The sequence below is a fragment of the Aminicella lysinilytica genome (assembly GCF_004362975.1).
Lineage (GTDB): Bacteria > Bacillota > Clostridia > Peptostreptococcales > Anaerovoracaceae > Aminicella > Aminicella lysinilytica.
Genome location: NZ_SNXO01000001.1, coordinates 16,211 through 38,638, shown reverse-complemented (window position 1 = coordinate 38,638; position 22,428 = coordinate 16,211). Strand labels below are relative to the sequence as shown.

16 protein-coding genes are annotated in these 22,428 nt (G+C 49.7%); 6 read left to right on the top strand and 10 right to left on the bottom strand.

Annotation, left to right across the window (positions count from 1 at the left end):
• Positions 1-97 precede the first annotated feature (97 nt).
• Positions 98-364, top strand: coding sequence for a type II toxin-antitoxin system Phd/YefM family antitoxin (locus EV211_RS00165; protein WP_133527409.1), 267 nt, complete (start codon positions 98-100; stop codon positions 362-364).
• Positions 357-659 (top strand): type II toxin-antitoxin system RelE/ParE family toxin, encoded by a 303-nt coding sequence (locus EV211_RS00160; protein ID WP_133527408.1) that lies wholly within the window; start codon positions 357-359, stop codon positions 657-659. The genes EV211_RS00165 and EV211_RS00160 overlap by 8 nt, the downstream gene beginning before the upstream one ends.
• 334 nt (positions 660-993) lie before the next feature.
• Here the strand turns inward: EV211_RS00160 and nhaC are convergent, their stop codons facing one another.
• Positions 994-2,538, bottom strand: a complete 1,545-nt coding sequence (nhaC, locus tag EV211_RS00155) for a Na+/H+ antiporter NhaC (protein ID WP_133527407.1) — start codon at positions 2,536-2,538, stop codon at positions 994-996.
• A gap of 166 nt (positions 2,539-2,704) precedes the next feature.
• Here nhaC and EV211_RS00150 point away from each other — a divergent pair, with 166 nt between their 5' ends.
• Complete coding sequence (locus EV211_RS00150; RefSeq protein WP_133527406.1) at positions 2,705-3,427, top strand: LytR/AlgR family response regulator transcription factor; 723 nt, start codon at positions 2,705-2,707, stop codon at positions 3,425-3,427.
• Positions 3,424-4,761: an ATP-binding protein gene (locus tag EV211_RS00145; protein WP_133527405.1), complete on the top strand. Its 1,338-nt coding sequence runs from the start codon at positions 3,424-3,426 to the stop codon at positions 4,759-4,761. Before EV211_RS00150 ends, EV211_RS00145 begins: the two co-directional genes overlap by 4 nt.
• A gap of 16 nt (positions 4,762-4,777) precedes the next feature.
• Here EV211_RS00145 and EV211_RS00140 read toward each other — a convergent pair whose 3' ends face one another.
• Together EV211_RS00140 and EV211_RS00135 are read right to left on the bottom strand one after the other, a co-directional pair.
• Positions 4,778-6,082 carry an LCP family protein gene (locus tag EV211_RS00140; protein WP_133527404.1) on the bottom strand — a complete coding sequence of 435 codons (1,305 nt, stop codon included), beginning with the start codon at positions 6,080-6,082 and terminating at the stop codon, positions 4,778-4,780.
• Entirely contained in the window at positions 6,082-7,221 is a 1,140-nt protein-coding gene (locus EV211_RS00135) for a CCA tRNA nucleotidyltransferase (protein WP_166635310.1), read from the bottom strand. Before EV211_RS00135 ends, EV211_RS00140 begins: the two co-directional genes overlap by 1 nt.
• Positions 7,222-7,496: 275 nt before the next feature.
• Between EV211_RS00135 and EV211_RS00130 the strand changes: the two genes are divergently transcribed.
• Positions 7,497-9,959 (top strand): hypothetical protein, encoded by a 2,463-nt coding sequence (locus tag EV211_RS00130; protein ID WP_133527402.1) that lies wholly within the window; start codon positions 7,497-7,499, stop codon positions 9,957-9,959.
• Positions 9,960-10,775: 816 nt separating this feature from the next.
• Here the strand turns inward: EV211_RS00130 and EV211_RS00125 are convergent.
• From EV211_RS00125 to EV211_RS00110, 4 genes are all read right to left on the bottom strand, one after another.
• A complete protein-coding gene (locus tag EV211_RS00125) occupies positions 10,776-11,963 on the bottom strand; it encodes an acetyl-CoA C-acetyltransferase (RefSeq protein WP_133527401.1) in 1,188 nt (395 codons plus the stop codon).
• A gap of 80 nt (positions 11,964-12,043) precedes the next feature.
• Positions 12,044-12,997: a DUF2156 domain-containing protein gene (locus EV211_RS00120; protein ID WP_133527400.1), complete on the bottom strand. Its 954-nt coding sequence runs from the start codon at positions 12,995-12,997 to the stop codon at positions 12,044-12,046.
• 16 nt (positions 12,998-13,013) lie between these two features.
• Positions 13,014-13,775, bottom strand: coding sequence for a 5'/3'-nucleotidase SurE (gene surE / locus EV211_RS00115; RefSeq protein ID WP_133527399.1), 762 nt, complete (start codon positions 13,773-13,775; stop codon positions 13,014-13,016).
• The gene (locus EV211_RS00110; RefSeq protein ID WP_133527398.1) at positions 13,776-14,498 is read right to left on the bottom strand and encodes an NAD-dependent protein deacylase; all 723 of its coding nucleotides are present in this window, start codon (positions 14,496-14,498) and stop codon (positions 13,776-13,778) included. It lies immediately after the preceding gene.
• A gap of 75 nt (positions 14,499-14,573) precedes the next feature.
• On the opposite strand from EV211_RS00110, the gene EV211_RS00105 reads away from it, so the two are divergent.
• Positions 14,574-15,716 (top strand): patatin-like phospholipase family protein, encoded by a 1,143-nt coding sequence (locus tag EV211_RS00105; RefSeq protein ID WP_166635309.1) that lies wholly within the window; start codon positions 14,574-14,576, stop codon positions 15,714-15,716.
• 43 nt (positions 15,717-15,759) lie between these two features.
• Here EV211_RS00105 and EV211_RS00100 read toward each other — a convergent pair whose 3' ends face one another.
• The 3 genes from EV211_RS00100 to EV211_RS00090 all read right to left on the bottom strand — a co-directional run bounded on the left by EV211_RS00100 (position 15,760) and on the right by EV211_RS00090 (position 22,394).
• On the bottom strand, positions 15,760-18,066 hold the full coding sequence (locus EV211_RS00100; protein WP_133527396.1) for a vitamin B12-dependent ribonucleotide reductase: 2,307 nt from the start codon (positions 18,064-18,066) through the stop codon (positions 15,760-15,762).
• A 711-nt stretch (positions 18,067-18,777) separates the two neighbouring features.
• Positions 18,778-20,547, bottom strand: coding sequence for an NADH-dependent [FeFe] hydrogenase, group A6 (locus EV211_RS00095; RefSeq protein WP_133527395.1), 1,770 nt, complete (start codon positions 20,545-20,547; stop codon positions 18,778-18,780).
• Complete coding sequence (locus tag EV211_RS00090; protein ID WP_133527394.1) at positions 20,541-22,394, bottom strand: NAD(P)-binding protein; 1,854 nt, start codon at positions 22,392-22,394, stop codon at positions 20,541-20,543. The genes EV211_RS00095 and EV211_RS00090 overlap by 7 nt, the downstream gene beginning before the upstream one ends.
• Between the last annotated feature and the right edge of the window lie 34 nt (positions 22,395-22,428).

Here is a 22,428-nt window from a genome sequence, read left to right as displayed (position 1 = left end):
AATAACTTATTGCTGATTTACAATTCTGGAGTATTTACATAATAGTAATATTATGATATAATTATATCATCGAAAGCATATAAGGGAGGGTGACACCATGATTATCAAAGCATCTGCAGCTTTACGGAATGACTATACGTCTATATCCAGTCTGGCTAAGGAAAGCCACGAGCCTATTTACATCACTAAAAACGGAGAAGGCGACATGGTCTTAATGAGTATTGATACCTTTGAAAGAAGAGAGCAAATTCTTAAGTTACGCAACAGAATACTGCAGGCAGAGCAGGAACGCATAGATGGTGAGAAAACAATGAGCATCTCGGAAGCTAAAGAAGCACTGAAGAAACGACTTGAAGATGAATAACGTAAAAATTCTCCCATCTGCCTGGGAAGATTTAAAAAGGATCGAAGATTATTATGCAGTGCTGTTCGATATGAAAACTGCTATAAAAGTCAGTGGTCATATTTTGGATGCAATCGAACGGCTTGAGCAATTTCCTATGTCCGGTTCACTGACACCTGATGAATGGCTAAATAGAACTGGCTACCGCATGGTCATATGTAAAAAACACGTAATCATCTATCGAGTAATCGATGATACTGTCTTTATCTACCATATTGCCGACACACAAACAGAATACACCAAACTGTTTAATTAGTCATAGATGGTGAAATACAGTTTATTGTTTCTGTTTCTAAGGAAACGACTAGTGCAGACACAAAGGCCCGAGTGATTCCGCAGGAGCAGATACAGCCATAGTCGCAAACGGGCAAGAAGAATAGAAAAACACGTTACGCTGTTTGACGGCGAAATAAATGGTGGCAAAGGCGGAATAATGCACTTGTACAATTATTCCGACAATGTCACCATTTAAATTTTCAAAGAAAATTTTAAGATTTCGCCTAGTTCGTAACGTGTTCTATTCTTCGTGAGTGAGACTATATGGCTGTTCGCGCACGAGGACAAACGAGGACCTTCGTAGTCTGCACATTTTATGCTTCCAGATCTTCTGCTTCTTCTCTCTGAGCCATGTCAGCTGCTTTCTTAGCCTGGGCTCTCTTAGTCATTCTGTATCCGTCCTTGTCAGCAAGAGTCAGACCCATGAATGCCATTACTGCAACTGTGATAGGCATTGCAATATTGAAGATCGCATATGGGAAGTACTGGAATGTTGAAACTCCCAATGTTGCCAGGATATAAACTCCGCATGTGTTCCAAGGAACCAGAGCTGAAGTAACTGTTCCTGATCCTTCCAAAGCGTTGGAAAGAGTCTTAGGATGAAGTCCCATATTCTTATATGATTTCGCATACATTCTGCCAGGTACTACGATAGAAATGTACTGCTCCGGCATAGTGATGTTGCTCAGCAGGCAGGTAGCCTCTGTAGTCAGCACTAGAGTAGCAGGTCTCTTGGCAATGCGCAGGATCTTTTCTACTATAACGTCCAGCTGTTTGGTTTTCTCCATAATACCGCCGAACATCATGGCGATCATTGTCAGGGAAACAGAATACATCATGTTGCTGATACCGCCTGTGCTCAGGAGGCTGTCGATAGATTTGATTCCGCTGTTACTTGTATATCCATTCATTCCTGCATCCAGTATTACTCCGAAAGATGAAGCATCTCCCTGGAAAATCATACCTATGATCGCTCCGGAAATGATTCCCAGAGTGATTCCCGGAATCGCAGGTATCTTCATTGCTACAGCTCCTATTACGATAATAGGCGGCAGAAGCAGAAGCGGGTTGATGTTGAACATGCCGGAAAGGCCATCGCTCATCTCCTTAATAGAAGACAGGTCTGCTCCACCGGTATTGGATGTGTGCATGAATCCCATAATGCCGAAGGCTACGATGGAAATTGCGTAAGCAACTCCCGTAGGGAGCATCATGAACTTAACGTGAGTGATAACGTCAGTGCCTGCCATAGCAGGAGCCAGATTCGTCGTATCTGACAAAGGTGACATTTTGTCGCCGAAGTATGCTCCGGATATGATAGCTCCGGCCGCCATTGGCGCAGGTATTCCCAGGCCCGTAGCGATTCCCATGAGGGCAAGACCCATAGTTCCCATAGTTCCCCATGACGAACCTGTTGCCAGGGATGTAATGGAGCAGATCAGAAGAGCTGCTACCAGGAATATTGACGGCGACAGAAGTTTGAGGCCGTAATAGATCATTGCCGGTACGATTCCTCCGACGATCCACACTCCGATGAGGATTCCTACGATAATAAGTATGATAATAGCCTGAAGGGCGTTATATATTCCATCCATCATTGCCTTTTCGATGAAACCCCAGTCATATCCCAGGTATAACGACATGCAGGCTGCTACGATAACTCCGATGAACATTGGAACATGTACCGGAGAGCCGTATACGATAATTGCGACCGCCATTACGACAATTAAAATGCCGAATGTGATAAGTGCCTGATAAACCTTTGGCGTACGCGGCACCCGTACTTTCTTTTCTTTGTCTGCCATTCTTTTCTCCTTGTTATAATATTGATAATATTGAAAAAATTGATATATATACATTACCATATCTAAAGATTCAGAAAACGCACTCATCAAAATCGGAAGGTTTTTCATCAAAATCGTTGTCTGATAATTTCTATATTTCTGATTAGCGTTGAAAAAATCTCGTGAAAATGATATATTTATAGAACTGCCAACTATAGTATCAGAGATAATTGAGGTTAAAATGTTCAACATAGTTATCTGCGACAACCAGAAATATGAGAGAGACGCCCTGAGCGACATTTTGTGCGAGTACTTCAGCGGGTCCGACATCGAATACAAAGCCTACGAGTACGACTCCGGCAAGAAACTCCTGGACGATTACATCGACGGCCTCGCCAGGTTCGACCTTTTGCTCATGGATATATTCATGGACGATATGAACGGCTTCGACGCGGCCAAAGCCATCCGCCAGATCGACAGACGCGTGCCCATTGCCTTCCTCACCAACAGCAAGGATTTTGCTATAGAAAGTTACGAGGTGGAAGCGGTCGGCTATCTCGTAAAGCCTGTGAACACGGAACGCCTGCACCTGATCCTGGACAAACTGACCAGGGCGGAGGTGTCGAAAAGTCTGGCCCTCAAACAAAAAGGCCGCTTAAGGTATTACGAGTACCGGGACATAGTTTCTGCCGAGAGTCACGGCCATGTCGTGACGATCCATCTGGCCGACGGTCACGAGGAGACCAGCTACTGCAAACTGGACGACTTGGAATTGGATGATCCAAGGTTCATCCGCTGCCACAAAAGTTATCTGGTGAATATGGACTATGTGAAATATGCGGAGGATGATTTTCTCATGAATGACGGCAGCAGGGTGCCTATCAGGGCTCACGGGAAAAAGGAGATAATAGATATGTATACTAATTATTTCGTCAAAAAGCATCTTGGGGAGACGCCGCTATGATCTGGCAGCTCCACGGATTTTCAATGTATATACCTCAGGTCATGTATCTGGCCATGGGGATTCTTATGGTGCACACTCTGTATCCGACTGAACGCAGGTGGTACCAGTGTGTCGGCGTCTGGTCAGCTGTTGCGGCGGCCATGGGCGCCTGCGAATATTACCTGGCCCCGGGCCTTAACGTGGTGATCCACGGACTGCTGATCCTGGTTTACGGTCTCTTCAGCATTGCAGCGTATTTCTACCTGTTCGAGCAGGTTCCCAGGCGTCAGGCTGTTTTCACAGCTATCTTCATTAATAACACCCTGTACATAATTCTGGTTCTGTCCAGGACAGTCACCGCCATCTTCGGCGGTCGCATAAACGACTATCAGGCATCTCAGCTGTTTCTCACCTGCTATCTGATCACGGTTTCCTTCTTCATGGTGGCCTTCGCTCTGGAGCTTCGACCGGTCATATTGAAATGCCTGTCGGTTTACATGGAAAACATCAGCAACCTGGTGGTCTTTTCCCTGTGCAATTTCGTCGCCATCGTCTTCTTCACGGACGCCTGGCAGCCCTGGTCGCTTCCTGATGTATGGATACTCTTCCGGAATTTCACCATGATGGCGTTGGAGGTCAGCGGCTATATTCTGGCTTTCAGTTCCCTTACGATCCTTGGTGATAAGCTGGTGTCCGAGTCGGAGGCTCTTGTCACAAAGGAACAGCTGGTTCTGTCCGGCAAGTATTACGATATGCTGGTGGATAATGTCCGCAGCATCAGAGAGCACAATCACAACAGGCGTCACATTGTCAACGCCCTGAAAGGCCTGTCGGAAAGCCGCGACTACGATGGTCTGTCGGCCTTCATCGATAACATGGCCTCCGAGTTGCCTGAGTCCCTGCCCGTATGGAGCAAGGTCCACGAGATCGACGCTGTAATTGCCGATTGCGCCAATCGCTGCAGCCAGGAAAACATAGACTTCAAATGCGAATTTCTCTTCCCGAAAAACCTTGGCATCAATACTCTCCACATCTGTATAATGCTGGGCAACTGCCTGCAGAATGCCGTTGAAGCTGTCGTGAAAACTCCCGCCGGCGAGAAGCGGTTCATCCATCTCTTCTGCTTTCCTATCGACGACAAACTGATACTCCGTGTGGAAAACAGTTATGACGGTGAACTGAATCGTTCTGCTGATGGCACTCTCATGAGCACAAAGGAAAACGAGAAGGATCTCCACGGTTTCGGCATATCCAGCATCCAGTCCGTAGCCGAGCGTTATCATGGCAACTGCACCTGGCAGACCGCCGACCACGTATTCATCGTCAGCGTCCTGCTTAATACCAAAGTAGAGTGATGCAGGGACGGCGCGGTCACTGTATTCCGGTGCTACTGATTATCTCGTTACTGATATTCAGGCAGGTGGTCGTTGGCGTGTAATTCGTCTGCGCGAAGGCCTTGGCGTGGAGCCACTGAACGTTACTGCTCAGAGTCGTCGGTACCGCGTACCAGACGCCGCCCACCAGTCCGCCGTAATAACTCTTCGGCCAGCTGATATTCTTCTTGATATCATAGCCCGGCGCCCTGAGGACAGCCGTAAGCAACTGAGCCTGCGACATATTCGTGCGGATCTCAGGCAGGACTTCCTTAGCCAGAGTATTCAACTTCAGCGGTGAAGTGATAGCCTTCTTCATAACTGCAGACATAACCTTCTTATACCTGTTGGCACGACCCGAGTCGCCGCCGGAGGTTTTTCTGATTCTGCAGTAAGTAGCAGCCTGAACACCGTCTATAGTCTGCTTGCCAGTAGTAGTGATCTTAGTATAGGTGCCACCGACATTCCTTGCAGTTTCTTTTCCATATTGATTCAGGTCGCTGATTTCATCCTGCTTCACATCTACAGTTATGCCGCCCAAGGCATCAACCGTATCGGCCACTGCCTTCCAGTTGAAAATCACGAATTCGCTGATATTCAGATCCAGACTGCGGTTAAGAGCTGCGCAGGTATCAGTGCCGCCACCGTAAGCGTGAGCGTGAGTTATCTTATCCAGAGTCAGAGTGCCGTTCTCATTCATCTTCAAGTAAGAATCCCTCATGACTGAAATCAGCTTAATATCTCCGTTAGATTTCTTAATGCTCATTATTATTATTGCATCGGTTCTGGAACCATCGTAGCCCTCATTGGCCCTGGCGTCGACTCCCAGAATTGCGATATTCCTGTAGCCCTTCAGATCACTGGCCACCTGGCTGTTGATAGCGAAATTCGAATCGCTGGTATCCGCCTTATCCAAATGCGATGTCATATACAGGAAGTATCCGCAGAAGGCAATAAAAAGTATTGCCAGGATTATGATAAGATTCCTGATAAATTTGCCCGGATTCCATCTGGTGCGGGTACCTGAACCGCTGCCGTGGCCGCTATTGCCATGATGTCCGCTATTGCTCGAGCCTCCGCCGTATCCGCCGTTGTTGCGGGTGCTGCGGCTGGCCCTGCGACTGTCGTCAGACCTGAAACTCTTCTCAGGCTTGCGACTGTGCTTGCCGCCGTGGTTTTTGCGCCTTCTGGCCTCCCGCTCGTATTTCTCCGACGCCTTGGCAAACTCAGGATCCTCGTATTTGCGTATTACCTCTGGGCTGTAATGGACGTCCTCGCCCAAGTCTACAGTTCTTCTGCTCATCAGCGCACCTCTTTCAGCAATTTCTCTTTATCATTCTCGACGCGACCCTCGATGACCGCATCCAGCAAACCGTTCAGCACCTGGCCCACCTCCGGCCCTGGTGCCATATTCAGATCGGCCCCGGTCACAGCCAGCTGATCCAGGCTGTAACACTGGCCCGAATCCAGTATATCCGCCAGCATCGCCTTGGCATCGCTGGTGTCAACGTCAAAAGTCCGGCAAATCTCCAGACTGCCGCGAACCGCCTCAGGCCCATCTTTGCGCAAAAGTTTCTTCATGGACACTTCGTCGAAGGGCAACGGCTCCCCCGCAAGGGCGTCGATGGCCGCAGCCTTTTTGATGGTGGCATTGTCATACTTCAGGCCTTTCAGGCAATCCTTCAGGTTGGCAGGGTACAACAAAACGAGACGCACAGGCAGCTCCGCCGGAAGCAGGTCTATCTTGCCGAGCATTGTCGGCAGGGGCAACTCCGGTCCCGTAGCCTCCATGATCTCTTCGCGATATCTGGTTAGGATCTTACCGGCGTTTTTGCCAAGTATGAGCTTGGAAAATTCCGTATTTATGCGCTCCGTGGAAACGTATCTTACTATGCCGGCGAACCTGCTTATGGCGGCTTCTGTTGATTTTTCTATCTCAAAGCCCAAGACTGACGCGAATCTTACGGCCCGCAAAATGCGCAGGGCGTCTTCCTGGAAGCGCTTGACCGGATCGCCAACGCAGCGAATGACGCCGTTGGTCAGATCGGCCAGACCCCCGAAGGGGTCTATAACGCCTTCAGGCCCGTAGGCCATGGCATTCATAGTGAAATCCCGGCGGGCAAGATCCCCCGTAAGATCCTTTGTGAACTGGACCTTGTCAGGATGCCTGCCGTCAGAGTATTTACCGTCTGTACGGAAAGTCGTGACCTCCACAGGCTCGTGATCTATGACCACCGTAACAGTGCCGTGGCGGATACCCGTATCCACGGTCTTCACATCGCTGAAGGACTCTTTGATCTCTTCGGGAGTAGCCGATGTACATACATCCCAGTCCTCCGGCTGGCGGCCCAGCATGCCATCGCGGACGCATCCGCCGACAATATAAGCCTCATATCCCCTGTCTTCCAGGGTCCTTATTATTCTCTTTACATATTCAGGCATTCGTATTTTCATAATAATTCAGTATACCACTAACGGCGGTCTGGTACAAGTTTCGGAGGAAATTTACAGTCCGGTGAAAGGCGGCGCCCCGCAAACGGCTTGATTGCCCGTTTATGCTTTTCTCGTTATAAATGCTATCTCAAATAAGTAATTGTACTCTGGGAATCATAAGTACTATATTTAAATAGTAATGTATCATGCGAATATTCTGAAAGCGGAGGTGAATAAGTAATTAAGAAGAACGGGACAGTTATTATGAGAGGAGAATCAAGATAATGAGTAAGAATTTTAAGCTTATGAGTAAGAAAGTTCTGATCGTTCTTCTAACGCTGGCAGTGATCATCGGCTTCGGTATGCCGGGGATCAGCTATACACTGGCAGCGACGGGCAATACATCAGTAGCATCTTATGCATCTTCTTCGGTGGCACAGCCAAAGATCCCCGCTAAATTAAAGGGCAAGACCGTACGCATCGTCAGCTACAAAACAGGGAGTAATTATGTAGCAACTAAGGCCACTTCGGATGACACCATCAACTCCCCATCGGCATCATCTAACATCGTAAGCGTTACTTTGTGCGATGTGAAGAACACAAAGAAGACTTATACGGTCAAGGCCAGCAAGGGCGTTATGACTTTGGTAGTCAAGGGCGCGCAGTACGACATCATCAGAGCCAAGAACAACAAGACCAAGTTCAAGTCAGGCACATATAGCTTTGCGGCCACATCGGGCGCAGACACATATACAGAGCCGGCTAAATTCGGCAACATGGGCGGCAATACTTCACAGTACACATACCGTTCAGCTCTGAAGATCAAGGACGGAGCTATCGATGCAGCCGAGACCATCAAGAGTCTTCTGAAGAAAGCAACCTACAGCAAGAGTACTATCAAAAACGGTTCTCTTACTTCCAAGGGCGGATTCTTCAACGGCATCATCGTTGATGCAGCAAGCAAGAACACCACCTTCAACATCGACAAGATGAAGATGTACTTCAACGGCGACGGCGCTAATGATTTCCAGGGCGAGGGCGTAGCTATACTGGCTCAGACTTCCGGGAAAGACACCAAAGCCACAAGTACTGTCAACATCAACCAGACTTATGTGCACACCAAGGGCGTCATCAGGACTGCAGCGGCCGCTAAGGGTAACGGCATCCTGAACATCAAGAACTCTGTCATCTATGCAGAGGAAACAGGCGATACCAATGCTCAGTACAACGCACTGGTAGTTCCAATGATGAAGCGCACACCGTTCGCACTGGGCCTCGAGGGGACAGTAAGAGCTACTAACATCCTTGGAAGTGCTCAGGGAATATACAAGGATTCCATGATCGTATCCTCAGGCTGGGGCGCACTTTCAACGGATTCCGGCACAAGTTATGCTAACAATAACAATCAGTATGCTTTGAACGTGTCCGGCGTAACGGCAGGCATCGGTTCTGTTGAAAAGGCTAAGAAGGGCAAAACATACACTGCAACTAAGACTGTCAATGGCACAAAGTACGGCTTCACTATGAAGGGTTCGGGCTATGTTGCTTACGCTGATTCAGGCGTACATGACAAGTTCACAAATGTTAAATTCTACAGCCCGGACTATGCACAGATCATGGCATCAAGCACATCATCTGCTTACTATACTAATTCGACTATCAAGTCGGGGCGTATAGCAGTCATGACACAGCAGAATGCAGGCGGAACAATTTCCATCAAGGATTCTACGGTAAGCGCAGCTGACACAGCAGTTCAGATCAAATCCGGAGCTGCTAACGCAGGTTATACTAATGTAGTACTTGATAACGCAAAGGTCAAGCTGGGAACTTCCCACAAGTGGGGCGGCACTCTGGTAGAACTGGTTGAGTCTGACGATGCAGGCAACCCGGGCGTTACTTCTTACAAGACAAGTGACACAGGCGACAGCGCTACATACGGCAAAGCCGCTATCAAAGCCAGCAATGCTTCTATCAAGAACGGAACTTACACAGGAAACATCTGGAACAATATCTACAACAAGACAGAAAGTCTAAACGTAAATATCAACAATGCTAAACTGACAGGTACTATCTCATCATCTTATGGATACCATCTGACAGCAGCCGGCAAGCGTATGGCAAACGGAACTACTCTGAATGCATGCACTACAGGCGACTATCGCAAGGGTACCCTTACAGATTATAAGAAAATCGGAGCTCAGTACAACGTAGCTAACGAACAGGTAAACAACCCTGTAAACGTAAAGCTTTCCAATAATTCCACATGGAAGATCGATCTTGCTGACGGAACTAACGGACAGGCCAAGGCCTGCTATATCAACAACTTAAGTGTTGAAGCAGGAAGCACCCTCACTTCCGATTATCCTGTAACTGTATATGTTTACGGAACACAGGACATCAAGGGAACGGTAGGTTCCAACGTTACTATCAAGTCAGCAGCAGTTGACAAGACTGGTTCAACAGATGACGGAGTTGTTACAACTACACAGTTCTACGACCAGACTCCGGTAACTTTCAAGGCAGTAGATGAGAACGGCGACAACTGCGCAGTCAGCGCAATTGTAGAATATAAAGCCTTCACAACTCTTCAGTTCAATGTTGAGCCTACCGACGGTTACACTATCACTGACGTAAAGGCAGACAAGGGTTCTCTGAATAAGACCACAGGCGATTACGCCTATGAATTGACCAATGCCAGTGGAAACAAGGACACAGTCACAGTAACAATCACAGTTAAAAAATCCTGATAACCAGCTTCGGGAATCGTAATCAATTCCACGATTTCCGATGCCTGGATCCATGTCAATAGCTTGGATTCATGTCAATAGCCTAGATCCATGTCAATGCTTGGATCCAGACAATCCTATACACTTCCGGATACATTCACAGGTCGGCCGCCTTCCGCGGCCGGCTTATTTCTTTGCTTTCTATGGGCCGGCGGCCGCAAGAGCCTGGCCTGGCAGCATCGACGTCGGTGCACTTTTGCTCAACCTGCCGCCCACTATACCGGTGCTCTTCTTCCTAATGAGTAGTCCTAAAATGCATATTGAAATTGGAATGGCCAAAAACCGTACACTGGTCTCCTGATTATTCATGATATAGATACTTATACAAGAGAAGATGAAAATCGCCGATTGCCGCCAATTCTTTAAAGATGTGTTTTATGATAAATCGCGATAAACGGATTCAAAAATACGAATGCGTACTAGATTCTACAGATGTTTGAAGAAATATCTGAACTGAAGTACAGGAATCGGCACGCTTAGATTAACCCAAATCTAATAGCAGTGATAATCTGGTGAGCCAAACCGGCGCTGGTGATTCCACTGGCCGCATAAAGTAGTATAAATATGCATACTGGCCAGGATTCCGGCCGAATTTGCTAGACTTCTGTTTTTTGAACAGAAAAAGGTCGATTTATCATAAAACACTTCGGCCGCAGCCCGGCAAAGCGCAAACCCGCAGCCCGGCAAAGCGCAAACCCGCCGCAGCCGGCCGGCCCAATAAAAAAAAGGAAGCTGTCACTTGCGTGACAGCCCCCTCCAGATAATCAAATTTTCAATTTAGCACTTCTCAACTACTACAGCTGTTCCCATGCCGCCGCCGATGCAGAGAGTTGCAAGACCCTTCTTAGCATCAGGTCTCTTCATCATTTCATACATCAGTGAAATCAGGATTCTGCAACCGGATGCTCCGATAGGATGTCCGAGTGCGATAGCTCCGCCGTTGACATTGAGTTTCTCAGAATCAAATCCAAGCTCTTTGCCTACTGCAAGTGACTGAGCTGCGAAAGCTTCATTTGCTTCATAAAGATCCATATCCTTAACTTCCAGTCCTGCCTTAGCAAGAGCCTTCTGTGAAGCCGGAACAGGTCCAACGCCCATGATCTTAGGATCAACACCAGCTGATGCGTATGATACGATCTTAACCAGTGGCTTAAGTCCCAGTTCTTTAGCTTTGTCTGCTGACATTACTACAACTGCTGCGCCTGAATCGTTGATTCCGGAAGCATTAGCTGCTGTAACAACTCCGCCGTCCTTCTTGAAAGCAGGTTTCAGTTTAGCAACCTTCTCAATAGTTGTTCCGAACTTAGGATGCTCGTCTGTATCGAAGATGATAGGATCACCCTTCCTCTGAGGGATCTCTACAGGAACGATCTCGTCCTTGAACTGTCCGGATTTGATTGCTGCTTCAGCCTTCTTCTGTGAGTTTACTGAGAACTCGTCCAGTTCTTCTCTGGTCAGTCCCCATTTCTCAGCAACGTTCTCAGCTGTGATACCCATGTGATAATCATTGAATGCGTCCCAAAGGCCATCCTTAACCATCATGTCTACCATCTTGCCGTCGAACATTCTCTGTCCCCATCTAGCTGAAGGAACTGAATATGCTGTAGCTGACATGTTCTCTGCTCCACCTGCAACGATGATATCCTCGTCGCCGGCTTTGATGATCTGTGCTGCCAGTTCAACTGCTCTCAGTCCGGAGCCGCAAACCTTATTTATTGTCATCGCTGGTACTTCAACAGGAAGACCTGCGTCTAATGACATCTGTCTTGCGACATTCTGACCAAGACCACCCTGCAGTACGTCGCCCATGATGACCTCTTCAACCTGCTCTGGTTTCAGACCAGCTCTTTTAATAGCTTCCTTGATGCAGATAGCTCCAAGAGTTCTGGCAGGAACGTTCTTAAGAGAACCACCAAAGGTTCCGATTGCTGTTCTAGCAGCACCTACGATTACTACTTCTTTCATTTCTATTGTACCTCCTTATAATTAACAAGCCATGATGGCTAATTAGCAAACGCTTTAGATTGTTAATTTCTTGTCACAATTCATTCTACACTACTTGTATACAAAAAGCAACCACTAAATTTTTCTTCCATGTGATGAGGTTTCAGCGCTTCCTTCGCCTGCCGCAGATTTTCAAGGCCCATGTCCTCTTCACGGTTGACGAAAACCATTTCCTCAGGCAACGCTTTGCAGAATTCACTGCATATGGCCTGGTACAAGCCGCGGATGTTGTCGTTGGCCTTCTCAAAATGTTCTACGGCCGTGTCTTCGCTGAGTTTCTCGCCTATAGCAAAGGCTTCGACTTTTCCATTGATGAGTATGGCCACGGTGTACACCCTCGGATCGTCAAGGAATCTCAGCATTTCCGTTATAGCTGCCAACTCGGCGTTAAGGCTCTCAAGCTCCTCCTCACCGTAGCTGCGCTCCGAACGGATCTGATCCACAAGCTCCATAAGCTGAGGAATCATGTCCGCCGTTATGGGCCGCGCCTCATACTTATAGGTCTTCAAGAAGTAGTTTAAATGATTCTTCTTCTTGTGTAAAGCCCGGCCGGGCAAATTTATCAATTTTTCTTTTTCGTACACATACTCATCGGCGTCCCTGTCATGGGTAAACTCCATCTCACCCGGAAAAGCCTCCTCCAGGAAATGGACCATGTGGCCCGGGATCAGATGTATTGAAAAATCCACGCCCCGCTCGTCGAAACGCTTCTTCGACTCGAGGATCACCTTCCTGAGCTTCGATTTGTCATAATTGCCATCCCTGGTCAGAGGCATGGAAACGATAGCCTTGGGCTCCCTGGTCATACAGTCAGCGCCCGCTATGGACAGGTAATCGCTTATCCTCTCCCAGCAAAGGCAATAGCTGGTACGCCATATATAATTGGCCAGAAAAGTGTATCCGGCGCCACGGTAGTCATAGCCGTCGAAATACGCCTTCATAGTCTTGATGTCTTCGTCAGTTAATTTCTCAAAACAATGTTTGAAAATATCCATATATTAAATTTTCTCCTTATTTCTCGTCGATGGTCAGTCCGCAACCCGCCACCTTCTCCACCATATCGTACTGAGTATAGTCGAAGTGCAGCGGCGTAATCGAGGCGTAGCCCTCTGTCACAGCCTTCACATCGTACTCTTCCGAGAGCTCCGAAAGATCCCCCGGCTCGCCGTCCAGCACATATCCTCCGCTTTCCCGCGGCGCGAAGCTGTCTATGTAGTATCTGCCGCCCATCACCGTGTATCTGAGGCCACGGATTTCCTCCCGCGGCAGGTCGGGCACGTTTATATTCAGTACCGTGTCCGCGCTGGTTTCTTTTAGTACAAAATCAATCACGTCCAGGGCCAACTGGCAGGCTACGTCGAAATGGCTGGCCTGATGGCTGTCTACGGATACTGCCACCGAATGGTGTCCGCTGACGGCGCCCTCCATGGCCGCGCCTACAGTTCCCGAGTACAAAGTGTCCCGCCCCAGGTTGCTGCCGTGGTTTATGCCTGAGTAGACCATGTCTATAGGATGGCCTTGGTCGGCGAAAAACTGCAGGCCTATTTTGGTGCAGTCTGCAGGGGTTCCCGTAGTCGAAAGTGCCCCCTTGGCAAAGGGGAAGTCGACTTTCTCAACAAAAACTTCTGTCTTGATGGAAATCGACTGGCTCTTGCCGCTCTGCTGGCTTGCCGGCGCGCAGACATAAACATCCGCCACCGTTGAAAGTGCCTTGGCCAGAGCTCGGATGCCGGCCGTTTCTATTCCGTCGTCGTTAACAACTAGTATATTCATCTACAGTTTCATTACCTTTCCTATGGAATCGTTTATGACCAGATCCGCTCTGCTGTCGGCGGAGGTCTTATCCTTATTTATCAGTACCAGATGCTTCCCGTGGAAGTAGTTGATCAGGCCTGCGGCCGGGTAAACTACCAGAGATGTGCCTCCGATTATCAGAGTGTCAGCCTGCGAAATAGCGTTGACCGCTCCGCTGACTGTGTCATCATTTAACATTTCCTCATAGAGAACAACATCAGGCTTGACTATGCCGCCGCAGTTGCAATATGGCACGCCATTATCACAGTTGGCCGGATCCATGACATAATCAAGATCGTAAGCCTTGCCGCATTTCTCGCAGAAGTTACGCATGACACTGCCGTGAAGTTCGTAGACCTGCTTGCTGCCCGCCTTCTGATGCAGACCGTCTATATTTTGTGTCACTATGCCTATAAGCTTGCCGTCAGCCTCCAGCCCGGCCAGAGTTTTATGAGCCTCGTTAGGCTCGGCATCTAAATGGATAAGGTTTTCTTTGTAATACTTAAAGAACATTTCAGTGTGACTTTTGTAAAATGAGTGGGACAGCATGGTCTCAGGCGCATAACCGTAAACCTGCTGGGCGTGATACAGGCCGCTTTCCGAGCGAAAGTCCGGAATGCCGCTTTCTGTGGACACGCCTGCGCCGCCGAAAAAGACGATGGCTTTACTGTCATCGATTATCTGCTTTAATCTATCATCCATCTTGTAAATTACCTCCTTCTTAAGGTATAATGCATGTATAGTCAGTATATCATAAATGACAGGAGAAAAACACCGATGAAGGAAAGAAAAACGGCATTAGTTTTAGCCGGAGGAGGCGCCCGTGGCGCTTATGAAGCCGGTGTATGGCAGGCGCTTACAGAACTGGGCGTGGAGTTTGATATGGTCTGTGGAACTTCTGTAGGAGCTATCAACGCCGCCATGGTGGTCCAGGGCGATGTGGACAAGCTGAACACCCTTTGGAAAGAGATCCGCACGGATCAGGTATTTGATGTGGCAGAGGACGCCAATATGCTGAGTTTTGCGACAGAATTCATCAAGAAGGGCGGAGCGTCGACCGACAAGCTGAAGGCTCTTATCGACAAATACCTGGATGAGGAAGCCGTCCGCAATTCACCAATTGAAATGGGTCTCATGACAACGGAATTCCCGACCCTGAAGCCACGGCCTCTCTGGGTCAGAGACATTCCTAAAGGCCAGCTTGGCGACTATATAGCAGCCTCTTCAGCGGCTTTCCCTGCCATTCATTATTACGAAATCGGCGAAGAGAAATTCATAGACGGGGGTTACAGCAACAACCTGCCTATTCCTATGGCTTGGGACAACGGTGCCACTGATTGTATAGCTGTATTCATGGAGGCCCCTGGGAAATACTTCTCGGAGCAGGCTGAGGGTCAGGATAATGTGACTCTCATCAAGTGTCTCTGGGATCTGGGCGACTTTCTGGTCTTCGATCCGGCCAATTCCAAGCGCACAGAACGTCTGGGCTACCAGACTGCCATGAAGGAATACGGCGCTTACGACGGCACCATGTACACATTTTATAAAGGGGCCTTCCCTAAGAGCGAGTGGACCGATCTGGACGCGGTGGCTCTGTCATTTGATATGGATCCGCTGATCCTCTACAGCCGCAAGAAGTTCATGGAGCGGCTGACCGATGCAGTGCTGGCTGCCAAAGCGGACATGGTCATAGACGCAGACCTTTCTCTTAGCAATCTGTCTGCCATGCAGGCGCTGGCTTCCCTTGACAAACTCCGCGAGTTAGTCAAATCCGTAAACAAAAAGACGCTGACCTTGTTCATCGCGGACAGTCTCATGACCCGCGGCGAAGGCAGCATCTTCTACAAAGGCTACGGCAAAAAACTCCTGAAGGATCAGGTGCGGGCTGCCCGCTGGCTGATCAAACACGGGCTGGCTTAGAAAGAAAGAGGGGCTGTCGCCAGCCCCTCCATAATATCATTTATCAGCCGCACTTGGAGAATCCGCAGTTCCTGCAGATGACGCATCCTCCCTCATGCTCCACAGGCCCGCCGCACTCCGGGCACACATGAATCTCGCCGGATGTGGCCGGCACTTGGACATCGCCCATAACCGGCGCCTGCTGCATATTCTTCAATGTCTCACGCTCTTTAACGATAGAAGTAGCTATGCCGCTGTTGGCCTCCTCATCGATAAGCTTTGAAACCTTCATGATTACCTTGGCTATAGCATCCGGGCAGGACGTGCAGTTCATGCCCTGCTGCCTGATAGTCGAAGGACACCTGATGCCCTTCAGCTGATCATAGACCTCCTCGATAGAAATGCCGCTGCGCAGAGCCACCGACACCAGCCGTGCCGTAGCCTCGCTCTGACTTGGGCATCCGCCGGCCTTGCCTGTGCTGGTGAAGACCTCGCAGATTCCATTCTCATCGTAATTAGTCGTTATGTAAAGATTGCCGCAGCCTATGCGGACCTTCTCCGTAAAACCTTTGGTAACAGCGGGACGCGGCCGCGGCTCCACATGGCCCGGAACCCCGTCAGCCACGGCAGCAACACCTGCATCGTCTTTTTTGTTGACCTTTCCTATGTTCAGGACCTGCTCCTCGCGGCTTCCGTCGCGATAGATCGTCACGCCCTTGCAATCCTCTTCATAGGCCAGAAGGTACGCCTCGCGCACGTCGTTTCTGGTGGCCTCCTTAGGGAAGTTGACCGTCTTGGACACGGCGTTGTCAGTGTAGCGCTGGAAAGCCGACTGCATCTTGATGTGGTCAACAGGCTTGATATCCTGAGCGCTGACAAAAACTCTGCGCACTTCTTCCGGTATCTCCAGGCAGTTTTCCACGCTGCCTGCATTTGCAATCTTCTTCAGCAGGCCGTCCTCGTACAGGCCCAGCTCCTTCAGCTTGGCAACCAGCACCGGGTTGACCTCCACCATTTCCGTCCCGTCCATGATGTTCCGGATGTAGGCGTAGGCAAAGACCGGCTCGACTCCAGAAGAGCAGCCCGCGATCATTGAAATCGTCCCCGTCGGAGCGATAGTCGTGACCGTAGCATTACGCATAGCAGGCCCGTCTTTGTACGTGCTCACGCTGAACAAAGGGAAGGCTCCGCGTTTTTCTGCCAGTCTCGCGCTGGCGGCATGGCCGGTGTTATTGATATAGCCCATGACTTTGCCGGCCAGGTCTACTGCTTCGTCTGAATTATAAGGAATGCCAAGGAGGAGCAAAGCGTCTGCCCAGCCCATTACTCCCAAGCCGATTTTTCTGGTGGCTCTGGTGGTGTCGCCGATTATATCAAGTGGATAATTATTTACTTCTATTACATTATCCAGGAAGTGAACAGCCTCTTCTACTGTAGCGCCAAGAAGTCTGAAATCGAACTCGTATCCGGTCAGTGTCTTTCTGAGCATCTTGACCAGGTTGATAGAGCCCAGGTTGCAGCTTTCATAAGGAAGCAGCGGCTGCTCGCCGCATGGATTAGTGCTCTCTATGTCTCCCTGAGTCGGAACTACGTTATCGCGGTTGAGTCTGTCCAGGAAAATGATTCCCGGCTCGCCGTTTCTCCAGGCGTGGTCAACGATCATATCGAAGACCTTCACTGCGCTGAGATGGCCGACTGCCGTCTTGGTCTTAGGGTCTATAAGGTCATAGTCGGACTGTTTCTCAACAGCCTCCATGAACTTCTCTGTTATGCCAACGCTGATGTTGAAATTGGTGATATCTGCGTTGTCCGCCTTACAGTTTATGAAATCCAGGATGTCAGGATGGTCGATCCTGAGGACGCCCATATTGGCTCCGCGCCTGGTGCCGCCCTGTTTGACGGCTTCAGTGGCAGAATTGAAAACCCTCATGAAGCTGACCGGACCGCTGGCTACTCCGCCTGTGGATCTTACGGACGCTCCGCTCTGACGCAGTCTGGAAAATGAAAATCCCGTACCGCCGCCTGACTTGTGGATGAGGGCTGCGTTTTTGACAGAGTCAAAGATTCCCTCCATGCTGTCTTCAACAGGAAGTACAAAACATGCTGAGAGCTGTCCCAGCTGTCTGCCTGCGTTCATTAATGTCGGTGAGTTTGGCATGAACCTGAGACTGGTCATGAGCTCAAAAAACTCATCGGATAATTTCTTCGTGTCCACCGAGTTGTCAAACTTAGTATCTGCCTTGGCAATGGTATCTGAAACTCTGCGGAACATTCCTTCTACAGATTCTACTACGTTGCCCTTTTCATCTTTCCCCTGATAGCGCTTTTCCAGAACTTTCAGAGCGTTTTCACTTATGTCGCTGATTGCCATAATTATTATCCTTTCACACATTTTTCAAGTTTATTGGCGGTCGGCAGCCGTCCCGGCTTGGTCGCCGGCGTTCTGCGTTTGTTCAGCAGGCGCGCCGCGTCTTGCCGTCGCGAGCCGCCCGTTCCACATTATGTGTACCGCTTAAATAATTATAGCACTACATATAGTGGTTTTCAACGACAATTATTGTTTTCTTATGTATACATCAGGTTACCGAAAATTGGGATTTTTCGGTCATTTGGCGGGATTTCTGCGCCTAGGTTGTGCAAATGCGTCTGGTGCGATATGTTGGTGGTTACCCCGATGCGATTCTTCGGATCCTGGATTCGTGGGCGGAAGTCCTATGTCGACAAAACTTGTTTTATAGCAAAACCTCGTTTGAGACGTTCCAAATTACAAAATTCAGTTATTCCATAATGAACACCTTCAAATCGCCTGCTTAGGTTTACCATAACAACGACAAATCCCAACATTTGCTTCATTAACAAGCCAAATGTTGGGATTATTGTATTTGGATTAGTGCAATTTTCAGTACTGCCCACATTGTCAGGACTAAACCGTAAATCAGACGCAGCATGAGGTAGCCTTTTGTAATTTCAACTGCTGAAATAGCCGTTTTGCTATAAAACTAGTTTGCGGCAGCTGACGGTCAACAAGCCAAGCAAGTCAAGCAAGCCAAGTCGGCCATGCTGAGCAGCGCCAGTGCCCATGCTAGTCTTCTACATTATCCTGCTTGTAGGATGTATGGAACTTCGGCAGGAGGTTCCATGCTTCTACATTTGTATGGAGCAGCTCGTGAGCGCGGTGAGACATCGGCGCCCCTAGGTACTCCTCATAGGTCATGCGCACTGAAGGATTCTCGTGAGAGAATCGGATAGGCTGAGTGCTGTCAATGTTGTAAAGCTCCTCGCCTCTGACGCAGGCCATTTCAGTTCCGTCGGTGATTGGCTGTCCGCCGCCGCCTGAGCAGCCGCCAGGGCAGGCCATTATCTCCACGAAATCATACTCCACTTCTCCCGCATCGATTGCCGTCAGCAAGCGACGAGCATTTCCCAGACCGCTGGCAACAGCCACGCGAACTTTTGCGCCTGCCACTGTGAAAGTAGCCTCCTTCCAGCCATCCATGCCGCGGACATTTTTGAACGCGTCAGCCGTTGGATTTTCGCCGGTCAGAAGGAAGTATGCAGACCGGAGAGCAGCTTCCATAACGCCGCCTGTAGCGCCGAAAATAACGCCGGCTCCAGTACCCTCGCCGAAGAAATCATCGAAAGAAGCCTCCGGCAGATTTTCCGCATTAATACCGTCTGCCATGATCATATTATCCAGTTCCCTGGTAGTAATGACCACATCCACGTCTTTAAATCCCGAATCGTTGACCTCCTCCACGTCGCACTCATATTTTTTGGCAGTGCAAGGCATGATGGAAACCGCAAATATCTTACTCGGATCGATGCCGAGTTTTTCCGCCATATAAGTCTTGCCCAGAGCGCCGAACATCTGCTGTGGCGATTTGGCCGTCGACAGATTCTGCACATAATCCGGGAACTCGCTCTTCACGAATCGGAGCCAGCCCGGGCAGCAGGACGTGAACATAGGCCAGCTGTAGTCGTCACGGTGTTTAAGCCTTTCGATGAACTCGCTGCCTTCTTCCATTATAGTCATATCGGCAGAATATACCGTGTCGAAAACGTAATCGAAGCCAATCTGCTTCAGAGCAGCCACCAGCTTGCCGGTCGTCTGCTCCACCCGGTGCATGCCGACCTTTTCGCCCCAGGCCACGCGGACCGCCGGTGCGAACTGAACCATAACGACCTTCTCCGGATCGGACAAAGCATCCAGCACTATGTCTGTGTCATTGCGCTCGCGCAGGGCGCCTACCGGGCAGTGGGTTATGCACTGACCACAAAGGGAACACTTGGCGTTGGCGCTGTCTATAGGCAGGCCGTCTCTGACACCGATGCTGGTTCTCTGGGCAGTGCCGGTCATTTCCCAGACATGGACACTCTGTATGTCATCGCAGACCTGAACGCAACGCATGCATTTGATGCATTTGGAGGCGTTTCTGATCAGAGGAAATTCTCTGTTCCACTTGAATCTTTCTGTAATATCCTTATATATAGGATCGGCTATTCCCAAATCTCTGGCAATAGTCTGCAGGGCGCAGTTTCCGCTTCTGGTGCATATAGCGCAGGTGCAGTCGTGCTCTGAAAGTATCAGCCGCAGATTGACCTTCCTGGTCTGACGCACCTTAGGACTGTTGGTATATATCTCCATGCCCTCAGCCACCTCTGTATTGCAGGCGGAAACCAGCTTCTCCATGCCGGCCAGCTCCACAACGCAGATACGGCAGGCGCCTATATCATTCAACCCCTCCCAGTAGCAGAGATGAGGTATCTCTATACCTACGCTGCGGGCTGCCCGCAGAATAGTCGTGCCCTCCTGTACGGACAATTTCATATTGTTTATCGTCAAATTTACCATTTTATCTGTCTACCTCCTCTGAATGCACCGAGGCTGTTGCGGTCGCAGCGCAGGCAACGTCCCGCCTCCTGAATAGCCTCCTCAAGAAGCAGTCCATTCTCGAAACCGTTGAAATCTCTGTTTCTTTCATCAGGATATCTGGATGTAAGTTCCGATCTTCCGCATGGAGTCTTATCCTCCAGAACGGCATCCGGTATCTCCACATCGCACTCGATCTCATGATTATATCCCAGGTAGTTGTCTATATTGGCAGCGGCCACCTTGCCCTGGGCAATGGCGTTGACCGCCGATGACGGACCGGTCACACTGTCGCCGCCGGCAAAGACCCCCTCCATGCCGATGACCTTCATTGAAGTGTCCGTGTTCAGCTTCTTCCACAAAACAGATACTCCGGCTTTCTCGAACACTTCAGAGTCTATTTCCTGTCCAATGGCGCCTATGATGATTTCGCAAGGAATCACCTGCTCGTCCTTCTGCGCCGGGAACGACTTAGGTCTGCCGGAGGCATCCAGCGGGCCTACTTTTTGCGGTTTGATTATGAGGGCCGTAACCTTACCGGTCTCGTCCGCCTCTATGCGTACAGGCGTGCGCAGTTCCAGCAGTCTGCAACCTTCGGCGATGGCTCCTTCTATCTCCTCAGGCAGGGCAGTCATGTCCGCCTTGCGACGTCTGTAGACGATGTCCACGTGGGACGCGCCAAGCCTCATGGCCGTCCTGGCCACATCCATGGCCACATTTCCGCCGCCGACTACAGCCACTCTTTTGCCGGCGTAATCCGGCAGGTGTTCGTCTCCGATCTCGCGCAAAAGGTCCACTGCAGAGTATACGCCCTCGCTTTCTTCGCCGTCGATGCCTATCATCTTGTAGTTGTGAGCGCCGATGGCAACATAGGCTGCATCGTAATCCTCTATGAGCTCCTTGATGCTGTTCTCGTCGTCGACATTGACGTTGAGTTTGACCTCTATGCCTGCGTCCAGAATGGACTGGATATCCCAGTCAAGTCTCTGCCTCGGCAGTCTGTAGCTCGGTATGCCGTAGCGGAGCATTCCGCCCAGCTGTTTTCTCTTCTCGAATATGGTCGGTTTATGTCCCATGAGAGCTAAGTAATATGCCGCCGTCAGTCCGCTCGGACCTCCGCCGACTATGGCCACTCTCTTGCCTGTGTTATCCATAGGCGCAGGCACCGGCACTGTTTCCGAACAGTTGTCCACTGCGAACATTTTCATACCCCTGATGTTTATCGGGGCGTCAATCATGTTCCTTCTGCAGTGGCCTTCGCACGGATGCTCACATATCAAAGCGCAGACTGTAGGGAACGGATTGTCCTTCCTTATGAGTCTGACAGCGTCATCGTATCTTCCTTCCTTGATTAGAGCCATATAGCCCGGAATGTCCACCTCGGCCGGACATTTGGCAACGCAAGGCACCGAGTGCCTCCTGTCTCTCAGATTGTCGGAGCAGCGGTTCCTCTCCACGTGGGAAACATAATCTTCCCTGAAGCTCTTCAGGCCTTTCAGCACCAGCTCGGCAGATTCACTGCCTATGGCGCAGTCTGATGAATACTTGATAGCTTCCGCAGTCCTCTGCAAAAGCGCCAGATCTTCCATACTGCTTTCTACATTCAGATTCAGGATCCCGTCTATGATGTTGATCAGCTGACCGACTCCGACCCTGCACGGCACGCACTTACCGCAGGACTGAGCCTGACACAGCTTGAGAAATGACCCTGTCATATCCACCGGACACTGCCCTGGCGGACTTGCCACCACACGTCTTTCCAGATCTCTGTAAAGGCCCTCGACTTCCTTCTGGGCCTGACTTTTCTTCTTAAATTCCAGTCTGCTCACGCCTATCCTCGTCTCCTTTCGATATATTTAGAAT